Below are 26,858 nucleotides of genomic sequence, written 5' to 3' on the forward strand. Positions count from 1 at the left end.
TTTTTACATTTTGACTCTATTTTTATGAAATTAAATAGAAATGCGGTGAGCCTTTATGAAAATAGTAAAGCTAAATGAGTCTTTTATTTTTGAATTACTTAATCTTTGCAAATCTGTTGGATGGTTACACGATGAAATTTTTATGAAAAAGCAATTCGAAATGTATCTTTCTATCGGCACACTTGTAGGTTATATTCATGAAAACAAACTCATTGCGACTGGAGGAGTATTTCCTTTTACAAGTAACTTCACTTCCATTGGTATGTTAATCGTTCACCCTAATTTTCAAGGACGAGGAATAGGGCGCATGTTGCTAAATCATTGCTTGGAACAAATTCATCCAAAACAACCAATTGCACTTATTGCGACAAAAGCTGGCGAACCTCTATACACATCATGTGGATTTCAAACAGCAACAACAATTCATCGTTTTGAAAAGCAAACTACTAAGACGTATCCTTCTCACTTACAACAAGTACGAGAAGAAGACCTTATATCTCTTACTTCTCTTGATCAAATTGCAACTGGTGTGAATCGTTCTCTACTTTACTCTTTGCTATTACCAAGGGCCATACACGCTTTTAAAATTGAAAGAAATAACCGTATAGAAGCTTTTTCATTATGCATACAAAAGGGCAATATATTATGTATCCATCCACTTATCGCCAAGCAAGAAGAAGATGCTATTCAATTATTAAAAAAGATATGTGAATGTTGGAATGGTATAGTACGAATTGATGTCCCACATTCACAATTTATATTTCGTAAATTTCTTCAAACAGAAAATTTCCAAGAAACGCTCCTTTCACCTCTTATGATAAAAAATGGTAGCCAACTTCCTGGAAATCGTAATATGCTATTTGCTATGATAGATACAGCGTTATGTTAGAAAGGAGACACCTAATTGAAGCGATTTAGCTATTTCATGGTAGGTTGTCTTACTCTTACACTATTAGTAGGATGTAGTGCAGCAGAAAAGCCAGTAGAACAAGTAAAGCAAGTGAAAAATACAATTACAGCTAAACTAGCTACCGAGGAAAAAATGGTAGAAATAGATGGTCAAACCATTTACTTTAAAAAGATTGGTAATGAAAAACCACCTTTACTTATGATTCATGGCTTTGGAGGGTCATCAGATGGTTTTCAAAAGATTTACTCCGATTTAGCAAAAGATCATACAATTATTTCTGTAGATGCTTTAGGATTCGGGCGCTCATCTAAGCCAATGGATTTTTATTATTCTTTTCCAACTCATGCAAATTTGTATTATAAATTAATGAAAAAACTAGGGTATGATTCATTCGCAATACTGGGGCATTCCATGGGGGGAGAAATTTCTCTAAATTTAACATATTTATATCCTGAAGCAGTTACTCACCTTATTTTAACTGATGCTACAGGTGGTCCTCATACATTCGTTACTAAACAAGGCTCACCAAAACCACAATTGCCGACTGATTTAAATGCCGTTTCTTCTATTACTGATTATGATGAGAGCAAAGTGAAATTCAAACGTAACGATGAAGAGCATTATAACAAAATGAAACTATGGCCTAGACGTCTTAAAATTAATGCGAATGAAATGAAACAGCCGACTTTAATTATATGGGGCAGAAATGATAGTAGCGTTTCTTGGAAAGAAGGAGAAACGTATCATCAATTCTTAAAAAATAGCACTTTGCATATTATTGAAAAAGGTTATCATGCACCATTTCGCCAAGAACCACAAGAATTTGTCGGGTATGTACAAGACTTCTTTAAGAACAATCCGATCAAAGTTGAAAAATAACATAAACGGGTATCTCATTTTGAGATACCCGTTTTCATATATTAAGCAGCTTGCTTTTGGCGTTTTTGAGTTTTTGATCCTAATACTTTCGGGATAACAAAGCCATCCATTCCAAATTTCCCAGCGTTCATACCGGCAACAAGAACAAACATAGATAAGATAACCATCTCAGGGTTCACACCAATTGACCCACTAAACATATAGGAAAAGTTCATTACAAGACCAAAAAAGACCGCTGTTTTTGTTAAACAGCCTACAATTAAACCAATTCCTACTAAAATTTCTCCCCATGTTACAAGTGTATTAAACAAATCTACATTTGGAATTGCAAATTCTTGTAAGAATGATGCCCACCAAGATTGAACAGCCGGTTGTGCACCTTTAGATTTTTCAATTGCGCCTTGCAAATAACCTGTTGCATCGAATCCTTTTCCTTGTAGTTTACCGATTCCAGCCATTAACCATGTGTAACCAAGATATACTCGAATTACTGCTAATACAAAAGAAACTGCTTTGTTTTCTCTTAAAAATTGAATAACCATATCTTCCTCCTAAAGTTGTAATTAAGCTAGTTACAGATAATATAATAACATTAGTTACTTATTTTTCAAACGTTAATTATGAATAATCTGTGACATGCGTATGAAACATTAAAAACTAACGTTTATATAGTAACTTTTATTACCTGTAAAAACTTGAACATATCATACCACAAGTGATAACCATTTTCATTGAAAAAAACGTAAAAAAAATGTGAGTTAAATGTGAAACACGTTTATTCGAATATAGAATAAACGTGTTTCACACTAATTATAGAATCGAAATGTATGTGTCTCCTCATCAATTAAACTCGCTTCTTGAAACGCTTCTTCTAACGTTTTCCCATGGTTAATAACCCCATAAAATAAGCGTATAGTAAACATAAGTGCTGCATTTCCATCTACATAATCAATCGATCCAATATATGATTTCGCACCACTATGTAAAAAAGATTTTGCAAGTTTTTGCTCCCCTAATGTGCACCCGCTATTTACAATATGTGTATTATGCAATTTTGCATATTTATAAATTTCTGCTTTACCAAAATACCCTCTCGGTTCATCTTGTTCATATACTTCTTCGCCTAACTCTTCCATGACAAACTTCCCTTCTTCACCATGAAAGCAAAAAATAATATAATTAATATCGTTAAATAAGTTCTTTCCAGAAAGAACTTCCACAAAATCTTTCGGTCTACCAATCCAATATGTCACAACTCTTGCACCAAAATACTCAAGAGATGCTCGTATTGATTGCGCCTCTAAATCCGAATTAAAACCAACTACTAATGCAATATTCAACAAACAACCTCCATCCTATAATCAGCCCTTATCAATCAGACTTTTATGGGATAAATCCATTTCATATATACCTGTTTCTTTCAAAAAATCTGATCTAGTTAAAACGACTTTCTGTAAATATTGCCTATATGCTGTAATTGTTCCATCGTGAGATACAATGCAAATTCTTTCCGCACCCAGTTCATAACACCAAAGAAGAAATTCATCTACTATTTGCTGAAAACTATTCTCTGAAATAGTGTTTATACCTTCCTTCCATAACTGATTATTTGAGCTTTTCTCTATCGAAAAATGCGGAAATAACTTTGTTATCATTTCCTGATCTACTATATAATCGCACGGTAATGTTTTCGCTCCTTCTCGATAAGGAAAAATACGCGGAGATACATATGGATGGACTATTTTTTGACAAGCTACTTTCGCACTCCATATTGTCGCCGTTTGTAAAGTTCTAAGTGTAGGACTAACAATTAATATATCCGTTTCTTGTAATGATACATCACGTTGAAGTAATTTAGCTTGAGCCTTTCCTACTCTCGTCAATGGTGGGTCAAACACTTGTAAACTTTCTGTTAAATCCGTTGTATGTTCACCTTCACCATGCCGAACAAAAACGATTTTCATATTCAGTCTCCTCTTACTATAAAATCCTCACACATATTTCTTCCCTATTGCATTCTTTATTCCTGCTGTATAAAAACCGATATGTAAAAAATGTTTGACACGAAGGTTTGTAAAATATTACAATATTACAATATTACATGTAAAATACTTTTTACACCGAAAGGAGAATTACATATATGAAATGGATAATTGTCTTTATTGGAATGATTATATGGGGATATATAAACGGCTTCTTTAGTAGTGATAAAACTGCTAATCCTTGGATTACAGATGATGAACGTGAAACAAAAAGCAATTACGGCAAGCTGGTCCGGTGTTTTTATGTTTTGTACCATTAGCCTCTTAAATAAATGGTTAGGTTTAAGCACAAATGATAAATCACCGTACTTACCAGACCCTATCGCAGCTATTTTAAAGGCAAATGTAGAGTTACAAGTTTTACTCATGCTATTTGTTATGTATGGAATATTTTACTTACATTATCGAAGAAAATTAAGTGCCTAACTTCTAACTCATGATTATCCTCCTAAATGGTTATAGTAATCATGACAAAATGAAAGGAGAGATATAAACATGAGTAACTCGAATGAATTTTTAGATACACTACATGAAAAACAAGCAAAAGATGAACAAAATAGAAAGCGCCAAGGGAACGGAAACCCAGCGAAAAAAAAGCCAAATAAAACACATAAATAACAGTAAAAGACTGCCTAAAACAATCTTTTAGGCAGTTTTTTATTCTTCTTTCACCGAGATAACATTTTCCCAATTCCATTTCTCATAATACCACTCTGGTATATCTACATTTTCAATCCACTTTTTTTCATGTTTTCCATCACTATGAGCTATCCATATATTAGCTTTCTTACGATCTGAACGTATCCATATTAATTGATTGCTCTTCTTCATGAAAATTGGATGATAATCGCCTTGCTTATTAGATGACTTTGTAATTTGATATTGTTTATCGCTTGTGCTATTTATCTCATATAAAGATGGGAATGGCCTTTTTTCTGGCAGAGTTTCAAACCCTCCCTCTTTTGCTCGTGAAACGATAATTACATTATCGTTCTTCCATGTAAAATCCCAATCCACATATCCTTTCGGCGTAAATGTTTGCTGCTGGAGTGCTGGCAGTTCTTTTATTTTTAAATGTTTATTCTCTAATGCAACTCTCCCGCTTCCTTCAATATAAGCCAATATGTTTTTTGATGGCGCCCATTTGAACCATTCTGTATTTAATAGCATTTGATCTACTATTTCAAACCGACTACCATCTGCTCGAACTAAGCAAAGCGTATTACTATCAGCTGACCATGAAGCTGTCGGTACCGCTAAAAATGAAATCCACTTTTGATCTGGTGACCACTTAAAGCCACTTGCTACTAGCGCTAGAAAATCATCATGTTCATTTGGCAATGCATACAAATGCTTCATTTTGTGAGGATTCATATGTGCATCTTTTTGCACTTCATATAGCTGAGCCCCTGTCCATCCTGTTGGAAGTAAGTGCGCTTCAGAGGATACAAGAAAGTTCTTTCCATCAGGATACCATGCATAATCACCCACACCAGCCGATACATTTTCAAAATCTGCATTCTTTTTTTCTACATCAAATGTATTCAATGTACCTGTAAATATAAATGCAATTATATTTTCTGTTGGTGACCATTGATAATTCGATGCTTCTGAGTGAAACGGCGTAACTTTCTTTCCATCTTTCAGCCGATATAACTCAAGAATATTTTGTTTCTCCCCTTTTACATATGCCAGCCATTCTCCATCATGTGACCACTTTGGCCCTGTTATGTTCTCTCCTTTTGTAAGTTGTTTTTCTTTCCCATCAACTTTAATCCAAAGGTTATGATGACGAATAAAAGCAACTTTCACACTATTATTTTCTGCGCTAGTAATAGCGATAGAATATAAAAACATAAACAAAACTACACTACCACTTACTATTAGCCTTTTCATACCATCACTCCATTTCCCTCATAGCATTCCTCACTTTCTTCCTACAATATGTGAAAAATATCGATTCGACATAATCAGAAAAAATTTCCCAAGAAACTTTCAATTCATAGAGGATTGGTATGAATTATGTCGAAAGTATAGTTTAGCCAACATTTATATTTATAAGTTCTAACTAAAATGTAAGATTTTATTTCTGAATATTAGCACTTTTTATTAGGGGGAGTATCAATGAAAAAAACTACATCTACACTATTAAGCATGGCGCTTGTCTTTTCTAGTTTTGGAGCTTTAAGCACTCATGCTGAATCACTACAAAAGGAGAAGCAATTTAGTCCACAATTAAAAACAACGATTGAACAGTGGGGAGAACATAAAATTGCTCAAAATGTTGAAACGAAAACAACAAAAGAAATATCAGTAATTGTAGAATTGCAACATGCACCTCTCGCTGCTCAAAGTAATATTCAGCATGCTCCAGATTTACAAAATAGTAATGCGCAGTCTTATCATGCTGAGCTAAAAAAAGCACAAGAAGATACGACTAAGAAAATAAAAGAAAAAGCACCTGGTGCAAAAATTAAAGAAGTGTATAATACGTTATTTTCCGGATTCTCTATTTCAGTTCCTGGAGATCAAATTACCTCTCTTGCCTCTTTACCTGAAGTAAAAGCAGTCTATCCGAACTTAACATATAAATTGCATGAAACATCAAAAAGTACTATTAACGAAGAAGCACCAAATATCGGTGGACCGACAATTGGTGCACCTGAAGCGTGGAATTTAAAAGATCCATCTGGCAAACCGCTTGATGGAAAAGGCATGAAAGTAGCCATTATCGACTCTGGCGTAGACTATACACACCCTGACTTAAAGGCAAATTATATCGGTGGATATGACACGGTTGATGAAGATAGCGATCCAATGGATGGTAACGTACATGGTACTCATGTAGCTGGAATTATTGCGGGTAATGGAAAAATTAAAGGCGTTGCTCCAAACGCTTCTATTCTAGCCTATCGTGTAATGAATGACGGTGGAACTGGTACAACAGATGATATTATCCAAGGGATTGAGCGAGCGATTCAAGATGGTGCAGATGTGTTAAACCTCTCCCTTGGGCAGGATTTAAATGTACCTGATCAGCCTGTAACATTAACGTTAGAACGAGCAGCGAAACTTGGTGTTACTACTGTCGTTTCAAATGGAAATGACGGACCAAAACCTTGGTCTGTTGATGCTCCCGGTAACGCAAGTAGTGTCATTTCTGTTGGAGCATCTACGGTTTCTATCCCGTTTCCAACATTCCAAGTAGCTGGTTCCAGCAAAACATATCAAGGGTTACCGTTATCAAAATCCGATTTTCCAATAGGAAATGATTCCCCTCTTGTATACGTTGGTTATGGCAATCCAAGTGATTATGTAAAACAAGATGTGAAAGGGAAATTCGCACTTATTTTACAAGGTACTTCTAGTACATTAGTAAAAGCAGAACAAGCGAAGCAAGCTGGGGCACTTGGTGTGTTATTAATCTCTAGCGAAAAAGAAATTAATATGATGCCGGAATATTTTTCACGTGAACATCTAGCTGTCCCAGTAATGCAATTATCAAATACAAATGGGGAAGAATTAAAAACTTTAATTACAAAACGAAAGAAAAATATAAAAATTGGACAACCAAAGCAAACAGAACTTATCGGTAACTTTAGTTCAAGAGGACCATCACAAGGAAGTTGGCTAATAAAGCCTGATGTTGTTGCACCTGGAGTACAAATTACTAGTACAGTACCGCGAGGCGGCTATGAATCGCATAACGGAACAAGTATGGCTGCTCCGCAAGTAGCTGGAGCGGTTGCCCTCTTGCGTCAAATGCATCCTGATTGGACGACAGAACAATTGAAAGCGGCTCTTGCTAACAATGCAAAAACATTACATGATGTCAATGAAAATACATACCCTGTTATGGCACAAGGATCAGGTTTAATTAACATTCCGAAAGCAGCTCAAACAAATGTATTAGTAAAACCTAACAATGTCAGCTTTGGTCTTATTAAGCCAAATAGCGGAAAAGTAAAACTGACGCAAAATGTTACATTACAAAACCTTTCTAGTAAAAAGAAAAGTTTTTCAACTCGTGTGGAGTTACTAGATGCAAACACAAACACAAAAGTAAAAGCTTCTGTCCCTTCATCGATTAGCATTCAACCGAATAGTAGTACCGAAAAACCATTTACTATCACTGTAGATAGCTCACTACCACAAGGTGTGTATACTGGAAATGTATATGTAAAAGAACAAGGGGCAAAAGAAGAAATTCGAATTCCATTCACATTTAGTATCGATCCTAAAGATTATAAACGTATCGATGGACTTGAAATTATTAATTCTACTTTTAGCCCAAATGGCGACCACGTACTAGATGATAATCTCATCAACTACTATTTAGTTGCGCCTGTGGATGATGTAACATTGCATGCAAATTTAGTTACGAAAGAACGTGTAACGTATCAAGGGATTATCCATCAAGCTAAAAATGCAACTCCTGGATACAAACCTTTCAAATGGAATGGTACAAAAACCGATGGAACTCCTTTAGCTGACGGGCTATATCAAATCGAAGCAGTTGCTTCTAATTCTGGCGGAGAAACAAAACAAACAGCTGCTGTATTTCTTGATCGAACTGCACCTAAGTTAACATACGAAGTTGACCAAGAAAATCTCGTAATTAGAGGAAAAGTTGATGATATTCTACTAGATTGGATGTCAGAATCTGGTTGGATAGCACCTGGTATTCCAGTGAGAATGCAATATGAAATTAACGGAAATGGTGTATGGGACCAGGCATTCCTGAACCCTTGGGAGAAAAGCTATGACATTTATTTCGATCGCACTCAATTACAAGAAGGGAAAAATACTATTCACATTGTAGCAACTGATGCAGCTGGCAATACCTCTAATTTAACTGTTAATTTAGAAGTGAAATAAAGTGAAACTTTAATCAGTAGAGATTTCGTTCATCCCCACTGATTATTAGCCTTCACCAATCGGGAGTTACGGGCAGTTAATCTCCCATCTCACTTCTTTGCTCCAACCGAATTTTGAGGTAGGAATTTTACTGCTCATTAACACTGGATAAAAAATTTTTGTTGACAATTTTTTTAATATAGTTTTATAATACAAAACATAGTTTAGTTGAACGAATTATATATCGGCTTTGAAGGAATACTAGTAGCGACTTATATCACTGTCTCAGAGAACTGATGGTTGGTGCGAATCAGTACATATACAAGCGTGAATTACAATTCTGGAGCTTCTTTCCCGTAATGCTTTTTATGCATGAAGAGAAAGACGGATCTTTCCGTTATCGTAAAGTGAGTGGTAAACAATTAGTTGTTTACAAATAGGGTGGTACCGCGATTTTTATCGTCCCTATCGGATTTTCCGATAGGGACTTTTTTGCGTCCATCCTCTTACACAATTTCATATATACGCGTTGAAAGAATCGCAGTAGTATCTTATATCCCTGTTACAGAGAGCTAATGGTCGGTGGAAATTAGCACATATATAAGTATGAATTACAATTCTGGAGCTTCTTTTTCGTAGTGCTTTTATGCATGAAGGAAAAGACGGAATTTTTCCGTTATCATTAATTGAGATGTAAGTATATTTTCACTTACAAATAGGGTGGTACCGCGATTCTTTCGCCCCTATCGGATTTTCCGATAGGGGCTTTTTCTATTTCTCACAGAAACAGATGTTAAATAATTCCGAATCTTATGATAAAATTTTATAAGCGCTTACAAATAATGAAGGGAGGTGATACAAGCTATACGAAATCGATATTCAATTTTATAGAAAAAAAGGAGGATGTCTAAATGACAAAGAAAACAGAAATTCCATCGCATTTAAAAACATTCGTATCCACACAACATTATGATCAATACACACCGGTGAATCACGCTGTGTGGCGTTACATTATGAGACAAAATCATAGCTTCTTAAAAGACGTTGCTCATCCAGCCTATGTGAACGGACTACAATCATCTGGTATTAATATAGATGCAATTCCAAAAGTAGAAGAAATGAATGAGTGTTTGGCACCAAGTGGCTGGGGCGCTGTAACGATTGACGGACTTATTCCCGGCGTAGCATTCTTCGATTTTCAAGGACACGGATTACTACCGATCGCAACAGATATTCGGAAAGTAGAAAATATCGAGTACACACCAGCTCCAGATATCGTACACGAAGCCGCAGGACACGCACCGATTTTACTTGATCCTACATATGCAAAATATGTGAAACGTTTTGGGCAAATTGGTGCAAAAGCTTTCTCTACAAAAGAAGAACATGATGCATTTGAAGCTGTTCGTACATTAACGATAGTGAAAGAAAGCCCTACTTCTACTCCTGATGAAGTTAAGGCTGCTGAAAATGCTGTAATTGAAAAACAAAACTTAGTTTCTGGTTTATCAGAAGCTGAACAAATTTCACGTCTTTTCTGGTGGACAGTAGAATATGGATTGATCGGAAATATAGATGATCCAAAGATATATGGTGCTGGTCTCCTTTCTTCTGTTGGCGAAAGCAAACATTGCTTAACAGACGCTGTAGAAAAGGTTCCATTTTCTATCGAAGCATGTATAGGGACAACTTATGACGTAACAAAAATGCAACCACAACTATTTGTTTGTGAATCCTTTGAAGAATTAACAGATGCGCTTGAAACATTTTCTAAAACAATGGCCTTTAAAACAGGTGGAAAAGAAGGTTTAGAAAAAGCAATTCGCTCTGAGAACTATGCAACAGCTGAGCTAAATAGTGGATTACAAATTACAGGTACATTTAGCGAGACAATTGAAAACGATGCAGGTGAATTAATTTACATGCGAACAAATTCGCCAACGGCATTAGCGCTTCATAATAAACAGTTAGCAAATCATTCTACTTCTGTACACAGTGACGGATTTGGAACACCGATTGGATTACTCACTGAAAATATTGCATTAGAAAATTGTACAGACGAACAACTACAATCATTAGGAATTACAATTGGAACTATCGCTGAGTTTACTTTTGCAAGTGGTATTCATGTAAAAGGAACAGTAACAGATATTGTAAAAAATGATAAGAAAATTGCTCTTATTTCCTTTATCGATTGCACAGTTACTTATAACGCCCGCGTTTTATTTGATGCTTCATGGGGCGCATTTGATATGGCTGTTGGCTCACAAATCACTTCAGTATTCCCAGGTGCCGCAGATGCCGCAGCATTTTTCCCAATGGATGAAGAAGTTCACGAAATTCCTGCTCCACTTGTACTGAATGAACTTGAACGTATGTATCAAACAGTTCGAGATATTCGAAGTGAGGGGATTTTACACGACGCGCATATCGATCAATTAGTAGCAATTCAAGAAGTATTAAATAAATTTTATGCGAAAGAATGGTTGCTGCGCCTTGAAGTATTAGAGTTACTTTTAGAGCATAACAAAGGGCATGAAACATCGGCAGCATTACTACATCAACTTTCTACTTTCACAACTGACGAAGCTGTAACACGCCTTATTAACAATGGTCTTGCGTTACTTCCAGTAAAGGATGTGAAAAATGATGCTAAGATTAACTGAAGAACAAGTTCACGAAGAATTATTGAAGGTAGATAAATGGATGGTAAAAGATGAGAAATGGATTGAACGAAAATATATGTTTTCCGACTACTTAAAAGGAGTCGAATTTGTCTCTGAAGCCGCCAAACTATCAGAAGAACATAATCACCATCCATTTATCCTTATCCAGTATAAAGCAGTTATTATTACTTTGTCATCTTGGAATGCAAAAGGTTTAACGAAACTAGATTTTGAGCTTGCAAAACAATTTGATGAACTATTTTTACAAAACGAAAAAGCAATTATAAGAAAATAAAAGGAGAAGCCTTTTTAGGCTTCTCCTTTTATTTTGAAATGGATACAATGTCCAAATGGATCCTCGACTTGTAATATTCCATCTTTGTACGTAGCAATCTTGCCAATATTTTTTAAGCTTTCACATACTTGCTCTTTTTGTTTTTCATTCGCTAGTACAACTGTGAAATATTTCAAACCAACAGAACCTGGCATTTGCGGTGGTACCCCTTCACCTTGCCATGTATTTAAACCGATATGATGATGATAACCACCTGCAGATACGAACAATGCTCCATTACGAGCTGGAATCGTTACTTCAAAACCAAGACCATCAACATAGAAACGTTTCGCTTCCTCTAAATCAGCTACATGAAAATGAATATGCCCCATCACAGTACCAGCTGGAAAGCCATTCCATGTACTTCCTTGCTGTAATAATTCTTCACCAGCTAACGGGTTACTAACAAATGGGAGTTCTCCATTCTCATCACGCCAAACTTCTTTTTGTCGATCATGATAAATTTCAATCCCGTTTCCATCTGGATCAGCTAAATAAAGAGCTTCACTAAAGTAATGATCGGCTCCGCCATGTAGTGGATATACCATCTCTACAAGATGACGAAGAACATTCGCTAAATCCTGTCTACTTGGTAATAAAATTGCATAATGATATAACCCTGTTCTTCCTCTTTGCTTCGGAAAAGCTTCTTTCTTTTCTTCAATGATAAGAAGTGGTTCATCATTTTCATTCCCAAATGTAACGACTGCTTCTTCTTCTCTTAGCACCTTCATACTTAGTACTTCCGTATAAAACTCTAGTGATTTCTTTACATTAGATACATATAAATGAACAACATCAAGTGTTGTATCGGGATGAAGTTGAAAACTCATCTTGTTAACCCCCCCATTTAAATTAGTTCTTTTTTGACATTTTTTCTTTTAAGAAATTATCTACAAAACCATCAGCTTTTGCAACAAATAAGTATGCACCCATTGCTAATAATGCAAGTTCTAATTCGAAACCAGGATTTTTTCCATCTCCCAATAAACCAGCTGACCATTTCACTTTTACGATTGCTCCAACCATAACAAGTGCAAATAATAATCCAATATATCTTACACCTAAACCTAGAATTAATAATAGACCTCCAACTAATTCAAACGTTGCTACACCGTATGCAAGTCCTCCTGGTAAACCAATACTTGTAAACCATCCTGCAATATTGTCAATTCCTGATTGGAATTTTGTTAAACCGTGCATGAAGAATGTTACCCCTAACACGATACGAATAATTAAGTTACCAATATGTTGATTCATTTCATTCTCTCCTTTATAGTTTTATTATACAAAACTTTTATTTACATTACAAAACATACACTAATTTTTTTATTCGTCAATTCATTTTCACTGGGAAAAAATATATTTTTTTTGCTATGATACAAATAGTTGTTTACAAAAAGGAGCTTGATTTTATGAATATTGGTTCTGCAATACGTGAAATTCGTCAACGTAGAGGCATAACAATTGCACAAATTTGCGAGGGAACAGGTCTTTCTAAAGGATTTATGAGTCAGGTTGAAAATAATAAAACATCACCATCTATCTCAACTTTAGAAACGATCTCCAATTTTTTAAACGTTCCCCTTCCCTATTTATTGTTAGAGCAAAAAGATCGATTAAAAATTGTCAAAAAAGAAGAACGGAAATACAGTGTATACGGCAAAGATGAGCAAAGAATTGAACATGTTGCGGAGCAAGGGGGCCTTCGCCTATCTTTAGTAGAAATCCCTACTGGATTCCCGAAAGAAAACTCACCAAATGCCCATGAAGGGGAAGAATGTCACCTTGTATTACGCGGAAAACTAGAAGTTCAGCACGGTGAAGATATTGCAATTGTAGAAGAAGGTGATTCTTTCTCATGGAATGCATGCGTTCCTCATATTGTTCGTAATATAGGAGAAGAAACTGCATTATTACTCATCTCTAGTTATGCGGAAAATCGAAAACGTGTTTATTAAATAATAAAAAAAGAAGCCTGTTAAACAGGCTTCTTTTTTATCCCCTTATAATTCCATAACTTGTCCCAACTAGTACAGTCTTTTCATGCTGATTGCGATAAACTGACTCGATTGAAACTTTTTTATAGCCTTCCATTTGCTCAACATTTGTTAAAGTTAGTTCACAAGTGATCGTATCTCCTGTGAAAACTGGTCTAATAAACTCACTTACTAATTCTCTTGCTATGTAATGTAACTCTTCTCCCACTTTCGTCCCAATGCTAGCAGTCAATAAACCATGAACCATTAATCTTCCATTTTCATCGTATTCCACATGGTGTCTACCTTTATCACCGGTAATATTTGCAAATTCAAAAACTTCTTCCTCAGTAAATCTTCTTTCATATTTAAATACATCCCCAGCTTTTACACTCATTTTTATCCCCCTAATAATAAACAGAATTTTCTTTTATTTTATCATAAAACGAGCCTCAATCCATTCTCTATTATCAAAAGTCTCAAAATTACCTCGCTATACTTTTTTACTTTCCATTCATTTATCGGTGACCATCTCTTTTCGCGACTTGGTATCCATAATACGCACATGTTCCATTTCTCGATAGCTCTCTAACTTCAAATCCACAACTTCTATAAAAATCAAAATTGTTCGCTGATGTATGCGCAAACCAATCACCGTGGGGAAGTTTTTGCAGGCAAAGAGCTACAAGCTTCTTACCTAATCCCTTCCCTCTATATTCACACTTCACAACTAAATTTACTATGTTCGCAATCATAATTCCATCAGAAATGACTCTAACCATCGCAACCATCTCTTCCTCATCCCAAATTGTGAAAGCCCATGTTGAATTTTCGAATGCTATCGTAAATTTTTCAATTTGCCAAGAAGGGATATTATCATTACTCCAACCAGCATCTTCAAACAAAGCTTTAATTGCATATGCTGGTACGCTACTCGTTCCCTCACGAATAATAAGTCCATTATGATAAATGTACATGTAACCCCTCCCTTTATTTTCATATACCATTCTTCAAAAAATGCAATTTACCTTTAAAAAAGTAATTTTTTCATCCAACACGCTTAATAGAATAAACTAGAACATCGATTCCATGAAATGACGTTGTTTTCTCATAGCTGAGCCCGGTTTTTCTAGCAACAAATATTGAGGCGGGATGATTCGGATTAATAAGAGAAATTAATTTATTCATTCGTAATGCTTGGAAACCATAGTCACGAAATGCTGCCGCCGCTTCTTTTGCATACCCTTTTCCCCAATACTGAGGAAGTAACCAATAACCAATTTCAATTTCCTCTTTTCCATCTATCTTCTGCTTTACCAGCCCTGCATGACCAATTCTTGTTCCCGTTTCCTTTTCAATCAATACAAATAAACCGAGACCGTTTTTATAGCTAGGAATCACCCATTCCTCCAGACTTTTTTTACACTGCATATATGTTTTTAACGTCCCATTTCCAATATAACGCATTACCTTCTCGTTCCCCCACAGTGAAGCGTAGAACTGTAAATCATCCATTGTATATTTGCGAATTTGTAAACGTTCTGTATGAAACATGCTGGCACTCCTTTCCACTAATTTTTTCTTCATTTCACGATCACGTTTTGTGTGTATACGAAATGTTACTATTTATTATAAAGTGAAACTTTAATCAGTGGGAAATTTTGTTCATCCCCACTGATTATTAGCCTTCACCAACCAGGCGTTTACGGGCAGTGTATCTCCCGTCTAACTTCTTTGCTTTAGCCGAATTTTTAGGCGGGAGTCTTACTGCCTGGAAAATAGCGGGATAAATGAACCAACAATAAAATACAGAATATTCATTCTTAATAACTAAAAAAAGCAGTAGACAAATATTGTCCACTGCATCCATATCATAACTAGCATAAAGAAAACTACAATTGAGGGGGGTGTAGGATTTTCAAATATACTAGATACTTATCCCGTTCTAACGGGCGGTAAACTTTCCAATTGTTTCAAGTGAAAAGTTTACCGCACATAAGAACTTCCTTCGTTCATTAAGATAGTATTGCTAAATAATCATATACACGCTTAGATTTCTCTCCACCCATTCGTGCATGTTGAAGAAGAGAAATACCATGAGGGCCAGATGCACGCAATGCTTCTGGTTGAGCTACTAAAATAGCTTGTACAACTTCTAATTCACCAAGCATAGCTGCTGCAAAAATATCCATCCGAGCACCCTTTTCTAGTAAATAAAGAGCAATATCTTTACGACCTACATGTGCCGATGCGCCTAACGCACTTTCCCAATCTGATCCACCCCAATTATAAGAGGCGTGAAGTAAGCTTGGCGATTCAGCTAATAGCTCTTGTACTTTCTCTAAATCCCCGTGAGCTGCCATAACAAATTCTCTTACTAATTCAGTGGTAATACGCTCTTCTGTTTGCATCGCTCTTCTCCCCTTCTAGAAATTCGTTTCGGTGTAAAAAACGGTTTGTCATTTCCTTGAAAAATATCTACATCTATGCCAAATACATGTTGAAACATTTCATGGCATAGTACTTCTTCTGGTATACCATCATACTGAATCTTTCCTCGCTTTAATACGAGTAAACGATCGCTATATTGAGCAGCTTGGTTAATGTCATGTAAAACCATTATAATTGTCATTCCAAACTCCTCATTTAATCGTTTCACAAGTTCCATTACTTCCAACTGGTGAACGATATCTAAAAAGGTTGTTGGTTCATCCAATAATAAGACATTTGTACGTTGCGCTAGCGTCATCGCAATCCAAGCACGTTGCCGTTCCCCTCCTGATAAAGAATGTAAAAGACGATATTCATACCCTTCAAGATTTGTAACAGACAATGCCCAATCAACAATTTCTTCATCTTCTTTATTTAAGCGGCTACTCCATGATTTATGTGGACCTCTTCCGAACTCAATTAGTTCTTTCACTGTCAAATCTAATTGATGATCATGCATTTGTGGTAACATCGCTAATTGCTTCGCTACATCAGCACTCTTCATTATATGAATATTTTTCCCATCTAAAATGATGTCCCCTTCGCTTTGTTTCAGTAGCCTTGCTATTAAACGAAGCAAAGTAGATTTTCCCGATCCATTCGGACCAATTAAACTAACGATTTCTCCAGCCTTAATATGTACATTCATATTTTGCATTTGAAATCTTTCAGAGTGTGCATAAAACACTTTGTTAACGGAAATCACGTTGTTTTCCTCCTCTATGAATTAAATATAAGAAGAAAGGACCACCTAAGAAGGACAGTAAAATACCAACAGGCAATTCGATTGGGTCAAACCAACTTCGAGCTATTGCATCTGCAAAAACAAGTAATACCCCGCCGCCAAGGCATGATAAAGGTAGCAAATATCTATAATCATTTCCAACTAATAAACGTAGCATATGTGGTACGACAAGACCGACAAATCCAATAAGACCAGACACACTTACCGCAATTCCAGCTAATAATGTACTTACTACGATTAAATAAAACCGACTTTTTTCCACATTATGTCCTAATAGTTTTGCCATTTCATCTCCAAGCATTAACACTCGAATATGCTTAATACCAAAGAAAGCTAATATAATGGCGAATATTGCATAATAAATAATCATGTTTAAATGTGCCCAACTTACACCACCAATGCCGCCCGCTAGCCACGGTAACACGGATTGTACTTTGTCACTATGTAATAACATTAAAGCTGACGTTGCTGCACCAATTAATGCATTGATTGACACTCCTACTAAGACGATTCTTGAAGGTGGTGCCCCTTTTTGCCATGATAAAGCATAAATAACCATCGCTGTTATGAAAGCTCCTAAAAACGCCCCTAGTGGTAAAAAAGCTAGATGCTGTGGGAATAAAATCATGATGACAATTGCTACAAGGCCTGCTCCAGATGAAACCCCGATAATACCAGGATCTGCAAGAGGGTTTCTCATAACCCCTTGCAGCAGTGTACCAGATGCAGCTAAACATGTTCCTACTATAAACCCAACGAGAACTCTCGGTATGCGAAGATCCCATACAATTCGATGAACTGTCGAACCTTCATCTTGTATACCTGTTAGAATGTCTCGTACAGAAAAAGATAAACTTCCTGCGAAAAGTCCGTAAAAGAGGCCTAGAATTGTTAATACAACTAAAGTAACTGCTATTATCCATCTTTTTTTCGCAAAAGGATGTTCCTTTTCTCTTACTACTTCACTACTTTCCATACGTATCATTTCCTTACATCTTGTATACTTTTATACATAAAGTCCATTGCTTCTGTAACTTTTGTCCCAGGATTAGATCCAAATAAATCAGGTGGCAAAATAACTACGCGGTTTTGTTTTACTGCATCTAAATTTTTCCACGCTTCATTTTTCATCATTTCGCCTTCGAATGCTTTTTTCACACTTTTTGGATCTCCGTGTGTAATTAAATAAATGACATCTGGATTCGCCTCAATAATACGTTCTACACTTAGCTGTGCATATTGCGGATATTCTTTCGTTTCTGGAAAATCAGAAGCAATATTTTTCCCGCCTGTTTTTTCTAAAACATCACCTGATAAAGATGTTGGTAATGCCGCTAAATAAGTACCTGGTGCGCCATACACTAGCAATGCTTTCACATCGCTCTTTTTCTCATATTTCTTCATTTGATCATTGATTTTTTGATTAAGTTCTTTTGCTTTATCTTCTTTCTTCATTACCGTTCCATATAATTCAATATTCTTTTGAATATCTTGTACAGAATTCGCAGAAGAAATGATTACTTTCGTTCCCTGTCCTTCAACCGTTGGCACATTCTTTTGGAATCCATTGTTAGCAACAAGTACATCGGGCTTTAAACTAGCAATTTGCTCAAAGTTCGGTTGATGTGCATTCCCGATTACTTTTGCTTTCTTTAACTCCTCTGGAAGAGTTAATTTCGTATCCGGACGACCTACTACTTTTCCACCTAAAGCATGAATAATATCCATGTCTCCCATACTTAATGTTGCAAAACTTTCTGGTACTTTATCGAATGTTACCTTTCTCCCTGACAGGTCGGTAATTTCGATTTTTTCTTTTCCTTTTTCTATTTTGGTTGCAGACGCTTTTTCGTCCCCTTTGGCACTGCAACCTATTAACAAGAAAAAAATAGATAAAATCGCTGTAAATAGCGTAATAGATTTTTTCATTCCTTCACCTCTAATTGATAATGATAATCATTAACTACTATTCTACTTTAATTGATAAGGATTATCATTGTCAACATGAAACGCATACATTTTTCTACAAAAAACAAAAAGCGCGACAAAAAGATTCTTTCTTTTCGCCGCGCTCTAGTTAACAATATTATTCACATTCATTTTCCTCTAACTGGTCACGCATCACTTTCACACGCTGAAAGAAAAAGAACGATAAACTTAAAAATATAACGATGCTCCCCATCATAACAAAAAATTGGATTGTCTCTTTTGCTCCATCCGGAATCAACAAGCCAACCATTAACAATGTACTTACAGCGAGAAGAATTTGTCCGAACCTAGTATAATCTTCTATTTTCCCTTGTAATTCTTTCATTATATTCTCACTCCTCCATTTCACTTTATCATATTCTATGAAACTGAAAGACCAGTAAATACAGCCATTCTGGGAGATGTTTTCCAACAAAAAAAGAGCCGCTTTACTGCGGCTCTTTTTTAATCATTATTCACCTTTATATGCTTCCATATAAATTTCTTTCAGCTCTGAAATAAGCGGTAACTTTGGATTAGCAGTTGTACATTGATCTTCAAAAGCTCTTTCTGCTAATACTCCAACAACCTCTTCAAATTGCTCTTTATCTACCCCTTGTCCGGCAATACTCATATTAATATTTAAGCTTTTTCCAAGCTCAATAATTGCTTTGACGAGTGATTCCACACCTTCTGCTACTGAGCTTGCTGGAAGCCCGAGCATTCTCGCAATATGTGCATAGCGTTCATCTGCTACAAAGTGCTCATATTTTGGGAACAATGCGTGTTTTCTTGGCTTAATAGCATTATAGCGGACTACATGCGGCATAAGAATTGCATTTGCACGTCCGTGCGGAATATGGAATTCTGGACCAATTTTATGTGCTAAGCTGTGATTAATACCTAGAAAAGCATTTGCAAATGCCATCCCTGCAATTGCAGAAGCGTTATGCATTTTTTCCCGTGCTTCTTCATCATTTCCATCTTTATATGCTCTCGGTAAATATTTGAATACGAGATCAATAGCTTTTAATGCTAATCCATCTGTATAGTCATTTGCCATAACAGACACATACGCCTCAATTGCATGTGTTAAAACATCCATACCAGTATCTGCTGTTACATGTGGTGGTACTGTCATTACAAATTGCGGATCAACAATTGCTACATCTGGTGTTAATTCATAATCTGCGAGCGGATACTTTATATTATTTTTCTTATCTGTAATAACCGCAAATGGTGTCACTTCTGATCCTGTTCCTGATGTTGTTGGAATCGCAACAAACTGCGCCTTATTTCCTAATTCCGGATATTTACATGTACGTTTTCTTATATCTAAAAACTTCTGTTTAATGCCATAGAATGTCGTTTCTGGATGCTCATAGAATAACCACATTCCTTTTGCTGCATCCATAGCTGAACCACCACCAAGTGCGATAATTACATCTGGCTTAAAGCTTCTCATCATTTCCGCACCTTTAAAGACAGTTTCATCTGATGGATCTTGTTCGACCTCAAAGAAAACTTCAATTTTCACATCATTTGCATGCTTGTTTAAATAGTGCGTGACTGTATCCACATAGCCATGTTCAACCATTCCAGGATCCGTTACAATAAATGCACGTGAAATGTTAGGCATATTTGCTAAATACGCTGTAGCATGTTTTTCAAAATAAATTTTTGGTGGCAATTTGAACCACTGCATATTCTTTTTTCTATTTGCCAGCCTTTTTATATTTAATAAATGAGTCGCCGTTACATTTTGGGAAACTGAATTTTTTCCGTAAGAACCACAACCAAGTGTAAGTGATGGAATAAATCCGTTATATATATCCCCTATTCCACCTTGTGATGAAGGTGCATTTACAATGAGACGGCAAGCTTTCATACGTAATCCAAATTGCTTTTGCACTTCTTTATTTGTAGAATGAATAACTGCTGAATGTCCTAAACCACCGAGGTTCAACATTTCTTCGCAATATGTAAATCCTTTTTCTAATGAATTCGCCTTCACACAGGCTAATACTGGGCTCAGTTTCTCACGAGATAACGGGTATGCTGCTCCGATACCTTGAATTTCAGCTACAAGCATTTTTGTATGTTCAGGAACAGTAATCCCAACTAATTCGGCAATATACTGTGCTGATTTTCCTACAATATCACTATTTACTGCACATGTATTTTCATTTATAACGAGCTTTTCTAATTTTTTTCTTTCTTCTTCTGTTACAAAGTAACAATTGTTTTCGATCATTTCTGTTTTAACATCATCATAGATTTCTTTATCGACAATGATTGCTTGTTCCGATGCACAAATCATACCGTTATCAAATGTTTTCGATAAAATTAAATCATTAACAGCTCGTTTTACATGTGCTGATTTTTCTATATAACACGGTACATTACCAGGACCTACACCTAGCGCTGGTTTTCCAGTAGAGTAAGCTGATTTCACCATACCAGCGCCTCCAGTTGCTAGAACGAGTGCCACACCCTCATGGTTCATTAATTGTTTCGTCGCTTCGACAGACGGTCTTTCAATCCATTGAATACAATGTTTTGGTGCACCAGCTTTCATTGCTGCATCATATACGGTTTTCGCTGCTGCCACCGAACAATTTTGTGCAGAAGGATGAAATGCGAAAATAATTGGATTTCTCGTTTTTATCGCAATCAACGCTTTAAACATTGTTGTCGACGTTGGATTCGTTACTGGTGTTACCCCAGCTACTACACCGACAGGTTCTGCAATTTCTATTATTTCTTCATGAGGATCTTCGTGAATAATTCCTACCGTTTTATTTTGCTTTATACTATGCCAAATATATTCAGTGGCAAAAATATTTTTAATGCATTTGTCTTCATAGACACCACGGCCTGTTTCTTCAACAGCCAATTTTGCAAGTGGCATATGTTGATCAACACCTGCTAATGCCATTTCATGAACAATGTTGTCAATCTGCTCTTGTGTAAAACTTTCTAATGCTTGTAAAGCTTGTTGACCGTTATTTACTAACGTATCAATCATCTCTTTTACCTCTTGCATTTCATTTACAACTTTCTCTTTGACTACCATGTAAATTTCCTCCTATTCTGTTATCACGGTCTTTATAAGTCCCTATAGGTCATAATAAGTCCCGATTAGCGAAAAAAAATAGAGTTACCGTCCTACATGAATCCCATTTTTTGTGAAACATTTCACAAGTTTACTCGTGAATAACATTTCATGAATTCAATATACATGAAATCATTTCATTTGTGTATGTCTAATTTGTGAAATGTTTCACAAATTAACATAATAAAAATGCACTGCTCCACATTAGCAGTGCATTTTTTATTACGCTAGCGCTTGTGCTAAATCTTCAATTAAATCTTCACCATCTTCAATACCGACAGAAATACGAATTAATGTATCTGTAATTCCTAATTCTTTACGGCGATCTGCTGGGATTGATGCATGTGTCATTTGAGATGGGATAGAAATTAAACTTTCTACTGCTCCTAAGCTTTCAGCAAGTGTAAAGTATTGCAGTTTCTCAAGTACTTTATTTAATGTTTCCTCACTATCTACATCAAACGAAATAATAGCACCAAATCCATTTGCTTGTTCTGTTGCTAATTCGTGGTTTTGATGTGATTCAAGACCTGGGTAATATACTTTATTTACTTTTGGATGATTATTTAAGAATTCAGCAATAGCGCGTGAATTCGTTTCATGTTCTTCCATACGAATTCCTAATGTTTTTAAACCGCGAAGTAGTAAGAAGCTATCTTGTGGTCCAAGAATACCTCCTGTTGAGTTTTGTACAAAGTGAAGGTCTTCTGCTAGTTGTGGGCTATTTACCACTACTAGACCTGCAACTACGTCACTATGACCTCCTAAATATTTCGTTGCACTATGAAGTACAATGTCTGCTCCTAAAGAAATCGGCGACTGCCAATATGGCGTCATGAATGTATTATCAATAATTGTTAATAAATCTTTCTCTTTAGCAAGAGTAGATATTTTCTTAATATCAGTAATTTTTAGTAATGGGTTCGTTGGTGTTTCCACATAGATCGCTTTCGTATTTGGACGAATTGCTTCTACAACTTCCTCTAAGTTTGTTGTGTCTACAAATGTATGTTCAATACCGAAGCGGTTTAATACTTTCGTAATAACACGATACGTTCCACCATAAACATCATCTGTTAAAATAACGTGGTCACCTTTTGAGAACAACATAATTGTCGCTGTAATAGCAGCCATTCCAGAACCGAATGCAAATCCAGCATGACCATTTTCTAATACAGCAATCATTTCTTCTAAAGCTGCACGTGTTGGGTTACCTGTACGTGAATATTCATATCCTTGATGCTTACCAACCGCTTCTTGTTTGTACGTACTTGTTTGATAGATCGGTACGTTTACAGATCCAGTTGAAGGTTCTCCTATGCGAATACCATGAATTAACTTTGTCTTTGCTCTCATTTTTTATTCCCATCCTTTGTATATGTCTTTACTTAAATAGCGCTCACTACTATCAGGAAAAATGGTTACAATATTTGTACCTGGTGCTGCCTTCTCTGCCTCAAGTAAGCTCGCATGAAATGCTGCTCCTGAAGAGCTCCCAACGAGAAGTCCTTCTTTTTGCGCTAATTCTTTCACTCGTAAAAATGCATTTCGATCAGAAATCGTATGAATTTCATCAAAATAAGATGTCTTCAAAAATGGCGGGATAAATTCCAGTCCAATTCCTTCGGTCTCATGTGAACCAGCCTTACCACCATTTAAAATAGATCCTTCTGGCTCTACGATAACTGTTTTAATATCTATATTTTTTTCTTTCAAATAAGATGCAGTCCCCATAAACGTACCGCCAGTTCCTGCTCCAGCAACAAATATGTTAATCTCTCCATTCAGTGCATCCCAAAGTTCAGGACCTAGTGTTTTGAAATAGGCACGCGGGTTTGCTTCATTCGCAAACTGACTTGGAGAGTATGAATTCGGTATTTCATTTACTAATTCTTTTGCTTTTGCAATTGCACCGGTCATTCCTTGCTCAGTCGGTGTATGCACGACCGTTGCACCTAGTGCTTTCATTAATTCTTGTTTTTCAATACTAAATTTCTCTGGTACACAAACGATAACACGTAAATCATGTTCTAATGCTGCAAGTGCCAGTCCAATACCAGTATTCCCAGCAGTCGGTTCAATAATTGTTCCACCTTGGGTAACAAGCCCTTTTTCTAGCGCATCTTCGATTAATTCTCTTCCTAAACGATCCTTAACGCTTCCGCCTGGGTTATAAAATTCAAGCTTTGCAAATAAGCGGATCCCTTTCGGAAGTGAAAAACAAGTAATTTCTACAATTGGTGTATGACCAATTAACTCATGAACTCCACGATATACATTCATCGTGTTCTCCCCCTTGTTTGCCAATAAAGAAAAGGCAACTGTATGTATTTTCTTTATATGAGACAGTTGCCTTTTTGTTACATTACTTTAACTCTTCTAACACTTTTACGATAAAGTTTGTAGAATGAAGAGCTGCTTGATCTAAAAACTGATCAAATGAAACATTTGATTCTTTACCAGCAATATCAGAAAGTGCGCGAATGATAACAAACGGAACTTCATATTGGTGGCATACTTGTGCGACAGCTGCTGCTTCCATTTCTACCGCATAAAGATTTTCAAATTTATCACGGATGGCTGCAACGCGGTTCGGATCACTCATAAATGAATCGCCTGTTGCAATCATGCCTTTTACAACTTGAATATTTTCTTCAGTTTGCATACATTTCTCAGCTAATGCAACTAACGCCTCATCAGCTTTAAATCCAGGCGGCATTCCTGGTACTTGACCATATTCATAGTTAAATGCTGTTACATCTACGTCATGGTGACGAACTTCAGTGGAAATAACTACATCACCAACGTTTAGAGAATGATGGAATCCACCAGCTGAACCAGTATTAATTACTTTTTCAGGCTTATATTTTTCTAATAAAATTGTCGTTGACATCGCTGCATTTACTTTACCAATACCAGACTTTAACAAGATTACTTCATGTCCTGCTAATAGTCCTTTCGTAAATTCACAACCTGCAACCGTTTCTGTTTCTGCTTGTTCTAATTTGTCACGTAAAATACGTACTTCTTCTTCCATTGCTCCAATTACAGCAATTCTCAATCTAATCCCTCTTTCTATTGCTTAGTTGCCTCCATTACCCAAACGAAATGATTTAATCTCGTAAACGTTACATGGAAGCCATTGTTTTCAAAAATAGTCTGCATAACTGGAATACGTGTATAGTATTCCGTTTGCAAATCGTTTGCTAACTGGTGAAAACCTCTTTGTTTTGCTGTTTCAACAGTTTTATCATATGCATCTTGATCTGCAAATATCGTATCAGCAAACACTATTTTACCACCTTTGTTTAGCAATTGACTATACTTCGCAACCGCTACATTTTTTTCATCATCTGTTAAATGATGAAATGCATAGGTGCTTACAATGGTATCAATTGAATTTGGGACTTCAAACGAAAGAAAATCACCTTCTGTAATCGAAAATTCTTTTGGCAATTTCTCTTTTGCAATCATACGCATTTCACGCGACGGTTCTATACCGTAAACTGTGCGGCCAGCAAGTAATAATTTATTTGTTAAATTACCTGTACCGACACCAAATTCTAATACATTACCAAATGACTTGTTAACTACATCCTCTAGAATATCCTCATAATGGGCGAAAACTTCTTTATATTGTATATCTTCGCCTTGTACGAATGAGTCGTACGTATGAGCCCACTCATCAAATAAACCATTAAATTCTGTGCCCATAAAAATTCCCCTTTTTCTTATCGGTTTTATCAGTATGATATTCCCTCTTTCTAAAAATGTCAATTGAAATGTACATGGTATTTCCTTCTTTTCTTTGTTACACTATAGTTGATTACATAGGAGAGGGGCCGTCTTCATGTCATTTACCTTTGAAATGTTAGAAGATAAAGTAGAATTTTTTGAAGCGGGAGACTTAGCTTCTTTAGAACGAAAAATTAGTGAACAAATCGATAATAATAAAGCACTTATGCTTGAAGTTCATCACATCTCACATCAAATGGTTATGGATCCTGAAAGCAAAAGACCGTATTATAGCGCGGTTGTTCATTTTAAATTAAAAAAATTGCGTTAACTAAAAAAGAGAAGCTCCTAAGGAGCTTCTCTTTTTTAGTTTAGAGTTTGAACAAGTACTGGTTTCCAGCCCTCATTGTCTACCCAATCAATATTTACGTAATATCTTTTTCCACTTTGCTTATCTTGAACGTCACCATAAGCTTTACTCTTTCCAGTTTTGTCTCTTCCAACAAAATGGAATACTAATTGCTCCTTCGGTACTTCAATACCTGCAGCAATTGCACTTTGCATCTCATTCCAATCTGATGACCCCTGTTTAAACGTCATCGCTGGTGATGAACCTTGTTCTGTTCCTACAGCTTTCCAAGAAGGTTTTGTATAAGCCTCTTTTGCCTTGGATACAGTTTTTTCAGCTGATACTTTCTCGTTAGCTTTCGCTTCTTCTTCAGCTTTTTTCTTTTCTTCCTCAGCCTTTAACTTCTCTTCTTCAGCTTTTTGCTTAGCTTCTGCTTGCTCTTTTTCTTTTTCTTTTTCTTTTTTCTTAGCAGATTCTTTATCTTCTGATTTTCCAGCTTTCTCATTCTTTGTTGTTTGTTGAGAGACTTTCTTATCAGTAGAAGATGCTTGCTCTTTCGTACTAGGAACGAACAATTGATATGCTACAATAGCTACTAATAGTAATACAATAGCGATTGCAATATTTAAAACACCGTTTTGACGACGTTTTTGTTGTTTCTGTTGGAATCTTGATCCTCCTGCCATTCTCCAAACCTCCATGCAGTTTTTCCTAATTGCTATTGTAACATTAAATCTAGAAAGGTTGAACATTTACAATGATATTTTCATGAAATGAAAACAATTCACT

Annotated in this window: 28 protein-coding genes, 1 pseudogene and 2 other annotated features; of the genes and pseudogenes, 9 read left to right on the forward strand and 20 right to left on the reverse strand. The window is 36.0% G+C overall.

All coding sequences use genetic code 11. The annotated features are described in order from the left end of the window. Positions 1-55 precede the first annotated feature (55 nt). Complete coding sequence (locus MHH27_RS22365) at positions 56-889, forward strand: GNAT family N-acetyltransferase (RefSeq protein ID WP_000706702.1); 834 nt, start codon at positions 56-58, stop codon at positions 887-889. Between the two features lie 15 nt (positions 890-904). Then, the gene (locus MHH27_RS22370) at positions 905-1,789 is read left to right on the forward strand and encodes an alpha/beta fold hydrolase (protein WP_000819813.1); all 885 of its coding nucleotides are present in this window, start codon (positions 905-907) and stop codon (positions 1,787-1,789) included. A gap of 41 nt (positions 1,790-1,830) precedes the next feature. Here the strand turns inward: MHH27_RS22370 and MHH27_RS22375 are convergent, their stop codons facing one another. The 3 genes from MHH27_RS22375 to MHH27_RS22385 all read right to left on the reverse strand — a co-directional run bounded on the left by MHH27_RS22375 (position 1,831) and on the right by MHH27_RS22385 (position 3,753). Further along, on the reverse strand, positions 1,831-2,331 hold the full coding sequence (locus MHH27_RS22375) for a DoxX family protein (protein ID WP_000236608.1): 501 nt from the start codon (positions 2,329-2,331) through the stop codon (positions 1,831-1,833). Between the two features lie 264 nt (positions 2,332-2,595). After that, positions 2,596-3,132 carry a hypothetical protein gene (locus tag MHH27_RS22380; protein WP_025118463.1) on the reverse strand — a complete coding sequence of 179 codons (537 nt, stop codon included), beginning with the start codon at positions 3,130-3,132 and terminating at the stop codon, positions 2,596-2,598. Between the two features lie 18 nt (positions 3,133-3,150). After that, the gene (locus MHH27_RS22385; RefSeq protein WP_053563628.1) at positions 3,151-3,753 is read right to left on the reverse strand and encodes a phosphoglycerate mutase family protein; all 603 of its coding nucleotides are present in this window, start codon (positions 3,751-3,753) and stop codon (positions 3,151-3,153) included. Positions 3,754-3,929: 176 nt separating this feature from the next. Here MHH27_RS22385 and MHH27_RS22390 point away from each other — a divergent pair. After that, positions 3,930-4,257, forward strand: a pseudogene (locus MHH27_RS22390) (phosphoglycerate mutase). Between the two features lie 69 nt (positions 4,258-4,326). Beyond that, positions 4,327-4,449 (forward strand): DUF4023 domain-containing protein, encoded by a 123-nt coding sequence (locus MHH27_RS22395; RefSeq protein ID WP_000071866.1) that lies wholly within the window; start codon positions 4,327-4,329, stop codon positions 4,447-4,449. Positions 4,450-4,488: 39 nt separating this feature from the next. Here MHH27_RS22395 and MHH27_RS22400 read toward each other — a convergent pair whose 3' ends face one another. Beyond that, positions 4,489-5,727 carry a TolB family protein gene (locus MHH27_RS22400; RefSeq protein WP_098250895.1) on the reverse strand — a complete coding sequence of 413 codons (1,239 nt, stop codon included), beginning with the start codon at positions 5,725-5,727 and terminating at the stop codon, positions 4,489-4,491. A gap of 228 nt (positions 5,728-5,955) precedes the next feature. Here MHH27_RS22400 and MHH27_RS22405 point away from each other — a divergent pair, with 228 nt between their 5' ends. The 3 genes from MHH27_RS22405 (at position 5,956) to MHH27_RS22415 (ending at position 11,649) form a co-directional block, all read left to right on the forward strand. Beyond that, positions 5,956-8,709: a S8 family peptidase gene (locus tag MHH27_RS22405; protein WP_098507982.1), complete on the forward strand. Its 2,754-nt coding sequence runs from the start codon at positions 5,956-5,958 to the stop codon at positions 8,707-8,709. Between the two features lie 220 nt (positions 8,710-8,929). Further along, positions 8,930-9,158, forward strand: a binding site (T-box leader). A gap of 50 nt (positions 9,159-9,208) precedes the next feature. Further along, positions 9,209-9,436: a binding site (T-box leader), on the forward strand. Between the two features lie 163 nt (positions 9,437-9,599). After that, the gene (locus tag MHH27_RS22410) at positions 9,600-11,354 is read left to right on the forward strand and encodes an aromatic amino acid hydroxylase (protein ID WP_098250897.1); all 1,755 of its coding nucleotides are present in this window, start codon (positions 9,600-9,602) and stop codon (positions 11,352-11,354) included. Further along, entirely contained in the window at positions 11,335-11,649 is a 315-nt protein-coding gene (locus MHH27_RS22415) for a 4a-hydroxytetrahydrobiopterin dehydratase (RefSeq protein ID WP_000979553.1), read from the forward strand. The genes MHH27_RS22410 and MHH27_RS22415 overlap by 20 nt, the downstream gene beginning before the upstream one ends. Before the next feature lie 14 nt (positions 11,650-11,663). Here MHH27_RS22415 and MHH27_RS22420 read toward each other — a convergent pair whose 3' ends face one another. Both MHH27_RS22420 and MHH27_RS22425 read right to left on the reverse strand, forming a co-directional pair. Continuing rightward, positions 11,664-12,521 carry a VOC family protein gene (locus MHH27_RS22420; RefSeq protein WP_000009848.1) on the reverse strand — a complete coding sequence of 286 codons (858 nt, stop codon included), beginning with the start codon at positions 12,519-12,521 and terminating at the stop codon, positions 11,664-11,666. A gap of 22 nt (positions 12,522-12,543) precedes the next feature. Further along, positions 12,544-12,948 carry a DoxX family protein gene (locus MHH27_RS22425; protein ID WP_001071553.1) on the reverse strand — a complete coding sequence of 135 codons (405 nt, stop codon included), beginning with the start codon at positions 12,946-12,948 and terminating at the stop codon, positions 12,544-12,546. A gap of 155 nt (positions 12,949-13,103) precedes the next feature. Here MHH27_RS22425 and MHH27_RS22430 point away from each other — a divergent pair, with 155 nt between their 5' ends. Then, on the forward strand, positions 13,104-13,649 hold the full coding sequence (locus MHH27_RS22430; protein WP_001020693.1) for a helix-turn-helix domain-containing protein: 546 nt from the start codon (positions 13,104-13,106) through the stop codon (positions 13,647-13,649). A 37-nt stretch (positions 13,650-13,686) separates the two neighbouring features. Here the strand turns inward: MHH27_RS22430 and MHH27_RS22435 are convergent, their stop codons facing one another. The 13 genes from MHH27_RS22435 to MHH27_RS22495 form a co-directional block, all read right to left on the reverse strand. After that, complete coding sequence (locus MHH27_RS22435; RefSeq protein ID WP_000111564.1) at positions 13,687-14,064, reverse strand: MaoC/PaaZ C-terminal domain-containing protein; 378 nt, start codon at positions 14,062-14,064, stop codon at positions 13,687-13,689. A 121-nt stretch (positions 14,065-14,185) separates the two neighbouring features. After that, positions 14,186-14,644: a GNAT family N-acetyltransferase gene (locus tag MHH27_RS22440; protein ID WP_000276127.1), complete on the reverse strand. Its 459-nt coding sequence runs from the start codon at positions 14,642-14,644 to the stop codon at positions 14,186-14,188. A gap of 70 nt (positions 14,645-14,714) precedes the next feature. Next, on the reverse strand, positions 14,715-15,254 hold the full coding sequence (locus MHH27_RS22445) for a GNAT family N-acetyltransferase (RefSeq protein ID WP_002024815.1): 540 nt from the start codon (positions 15,252-15,254) through the stop codon (positions 14,715-14,717). A 428-nt stretch (positions 15,255-15,682) separates the two neighbouring features. Further along, positions 15,683-16,078, reverse strand: a complete 396-nt coding sequence (locus tag MHH27_RS22450) for an ankyrin repeat domain-containing protein (RefSeq protein WP_016080225.1) — start codon at positions 16,076-16,078, stop codon at positions 15,683-15,685. After that, entirely contained in the window at positions 16,045-16,863 is an 819-nt protein-coding gene (locus MHH27_RS22455; protein WP_071729617.1) for an ABC transporter ATP-binding protein, read from the reverse strand. The genes MHH27_RS22450 and MHH27_RS22455 overlap by 34 nt, the downstream gene beginning before the upstream one ends. Then, the gene (locus tag MHH27_RS22460) at positions 16,850-17,878 is read right to left on the reverse strand and encodes a FecCD family ABC transporter permease (RefSeq protein WP_002082127.1); all 1,029 of its coding nucleotides are present in this window, start codon (positions 17,876-17,878) and stop codon (positions 16,850-16,852) included. The genes MHH27_RS22455 and MHH27_RS22460 overlap by 14 nt, the downstream gene beginning before the upstream one ends. Before the next feature lie 5 nt (positions 17,879-17,883). Further along, positions 17,884-18,831, reverse strand: a complete 948-nt coding sequence (locus MHH27_RS22465) for an ABC transporter substrate-binding protein (protein WP_048558750.1) — start codon at positions 18,829-18,831, stop codon at positions 17,884-17,886. A gap of 157 nt (positions 18,832-18,988) precedes the next feature. After that, positions 18,989-19,216, reverse strand: coding sequence for a YrhC family protein (locus MHH27_RS22470; protein ID WP_000661454.1), 228 nt, complete (start codon positions 19,214-19,216; stop codon positions 18,989-18,991). 126 nt (positions 19,217-19,342) lie between these two features. Further along, positions 19,343-21,946 carry a bifunctional acetaldehyde-CoA/alcohol dehydrogenase gene (gene adhE, locus MHH27_RS22475; RefSeq protein ID WP_327886455.1) on the reverse strand — a complete coding sequence of 868 codons (2,604 nt, stop codon included), beginning with the start codon at positions 21,944-21,946 and terminating at the stop codon, positions 19,343-19,345. Positions 21,947-22,207: 261 nt separating this feature from the next. Continuing rightward, positions 22,208-23,341, reverse strand: a complete 1,134-nt coding sequence (locus MHH27_RS22480) for a bifunctional cystathionine gamma-lyase/homocysteine desulfhydrase (RefSeq protein ID WP_001201921.1) — start codon at positions 23,339-23,341, stop codon at positions 22,208-22,210. A gap of 3 nt (positions 23,342-23,344) precedes the next feature. Further along, a complete protein-coding gene (locus MHH27_RS22485) occupies positions 23,345-24,268 on the reverse strand; it encodes an O-acetylserine dependent cystathionine beta-synthase (protein ID WP_340944099.1) in 924 nt (307 codons plus the stop codon). 82 nt (positions 24,269-24,350) lie between these two features. Then, positions 24,351-25,046, reverse strand: a complete 696-nt coding sequence (gene mtnN / locus MHH27_RS22490; RefSeq protein WP_001217027.1) for a 5'-methylthioadenosine/S-adenosylhomocysteine nucleosidase — start codon at positions 25,044-25,046, stop codon at positions 24,351-24,353. Between the two features lie 14 nt (positions 25,047-25,060). Beyond that, positions 25,061-25,699, reverse strand: coding sequence for a class I SAM-dependent DNA methyltransferase (locus MHH27_RS22495; RefSeq protein ID WP_000536323.1), 639 nt, complete (start codon positions 25,697-25,699; stop codon positions 25,061-25,063). A gap of 136 nt (positions 25,700-25,835) precedes the next feature. On the opposite strand from MHH27_RS22495, the gene MHH27_RS22500 reads away from it, so the two are divergent. After that, entirely contained in the window at positions 25,836-26,051 is a 216-nt protein-coding gene (locus tag MHH27_RS22500; RefSeq protein ID WP_000010984.1) for a YrzA family protein, read from the forward strand. A 35-nt stretch (positions 26,052-26,086) separates the two neighbouring features. On the opposite strand, the gene MHH27_RS22505 is transcribed toward MHH27_RS22500, so the two are convergent. Beyond that, a complete protein-coding gene (locus MHH27_RS22505; RefSeq protein ID WP_017763609.1) occupies positions 26,087-26,755 on the reverse strand; it encodes a YrrS family protein in 669 nt (222 codons plus the stop codon). Between the last annotated feature and the right edge of the window lie 103 nt (positions 26,756-26,858).

The sequence above is a fragment of the Bacillus sp. FSL L8-0152 genome (assembly GCF_038006365.1).
GTDB lineage: Bacteria > Bacillota > Bacilli > Bacillales > Bacillaceae_G > Bacillus_A > Bacillus_A cereus.

Excerpts from the sequence above, each read along its gene's own strand:
- MHH27_RS22365 (WP_000706702.1), top strand. The coding sequence starts at position 56 with ATGAAAATAGTAAAGCTAAATGAGTCTTTTATTTTTGAATTACTTAAT.
- MHH27_RS22375 (WP_000236608.1), bottom strand. The coding sequence starts at position 2,331 with ATGGTTATTCAATTTTTAAGAGAAAACAAAGCAGTTTCTTTTGTATTA.
- MHH27_RS22385 (WP_053563628.1), bottom strand. The coding sequence starts at position 3,753 with ATGAAAATCGTTTTTGTTCGGCATGGTGAAGGTGAACATACAACGGAT.
- MHH27_RS22395 (WP_000071866.1), top strand. The coding sequence starts at position 4,327 with ATGAGTAACTCGAATGAATTTTTAGATACACTACATGAAAAACAAGCA.
- MHH27_RS22400 (WP_098250895.1), bottom strand. The coding sequence starts at position 5,727 with ATGAAAAGGCTAATAGTAAGTGGTAGTGTAGTTTTGTTTATGTTTTTA.
- MHH27_RS22405 (WP_098507982.1), top strand. The coding sequence starts at position 5,956 with ATGAAAAAAACTACATCTACACTATTAAGCATGGCGCTTGTCTTTTCT.
- MHH27_RS22410 (WP_098250897.1), top strand. The coding sequence starts at position 9,600 with ATGACAAAGAAAACAGAAATTCCATCGCATTTAAAAACATTCGTATCC.
- MHH27_RS22415 (WP_000979553.1), top strand. The coding sequence starts at position 11,335 with ATGATGCTAAGATTAACTGAAGAACAAGTTCACGAAGAATTATTGAAG.
- MHH27_RS22420 (WP_000009848.1), bottom strand. The coding sequence starts at position 12,521 with ATGAGTTTTCAACTTCATCCCGATACAACACTTGATGTTGTTCATTTA.
- MHH27_RS22425 (WP_001071553.1), bottom strand. The coding sequence starts at position 12,948 with ATGAATCAACATATTGGTAACTTAATTATTCGTATCGTGTTAGGGGTA.
- MHH27_RS22430 (WP_001020693.1), top strand. The coding sequence starts at position 13,104 with ATGAATATTGGTTCTGCAATACGTGAAATTCGTCAACGTAGAGGCATA.
- MHH27_RS22435 (WP_000111564.1), bottom strand. The coding sequence starts at position 14,064 with ATGAGTGTAAAAGCTGGGGATGTATTTAAATATGAAAGAAGATTTACT.
- MHH27_RS22440 (WP_000276127.1), bottom strand. The coding sequence starts at position 14,644 with ATGTACATTTATCATAATGGACTTATTATTCGTGAGGGAACGAGTAGC.
- MHH27_RS22445 (WP_002024815.1), bottom strand. The coding sequence starts at position 15,254 with ATGAAGAAAAAATTAGTGGAAAGGAGTGCCAGCATGTTTCATACAGAA.
- MHH27_RS22450 (WP_016080225.1), bottom strand. The coding sequence starts at position 16,078 with ATGCAAACAGAAGAGCGTATTACCACTGAATTAGTAAGAGAATTTGTT.
- MHH27_RS22460 (WP_002082127.1), bottom strand. The coding sequence starts at position 17,878 with ATGGAAAGTAGTGAAGTAGTAAGAGAAAAGGAACATCCTTTTGCGAAA.
- MHH27_RS22465 (WP_048558750.1), bottom strand. The coding sequence starts at position 18,831 with ATGAAAAAATCTATTACGCTATTTACAGCGATTTTATCTATTTTTTTC.
- MHH27_RS22470 (WP_000661454.1), bottom strand. The coding sequence starts at position 19,216 with ATGAAAGAATTACAAGGGAAAATAGAAGATTATACTAGGTTCGGACAA.
- adhE (WP_327886455.1), bottom strand. The coding sequence starts at position 21,946 with ATGGTAGTCAAAGAGAAAGTTGTAAATGAAATGCAAGAGGTAAAAGAG.
- MHH27_RS22480 (WP_001201921.1), bottom strand. The coding sequence starts at position 23,341 with ATGAGAGCAAAGACAAAGTTAATTCATGGTATTCGCATAGGAGAACCT.
- MHH27_RS22485 (WP_340944099.1), bottom strand. The coding sequence starts at position 24,268 with ATGAATGTATATCGTGGAGTTCATGAGTTAATTGGTCATACACCAATT.
- MHH27_RS22495 (WP_000536323.1), bottom strand. The coding sequence starts at position 25,699 with ATGGGCACAGAATTTAATGGTTTATTTGATGAGTGGGCTCATACGTAC.
- MHH27_RS22500 (WP_000010984.1), top strand. The coding sequence starts at position 25,836 with ATGTCATTTACCTTTGAAATGTTAGAAGATAAAGTAGAATTTTTTGAA.
- MHH27_RS22505 (WP_017763609.1), bottom strand. The coding sequence starts at position 26,755 with ATGGCAGGAGGATCAAGATTCCAACAGAAACAACAAAAACGTCGTCAA.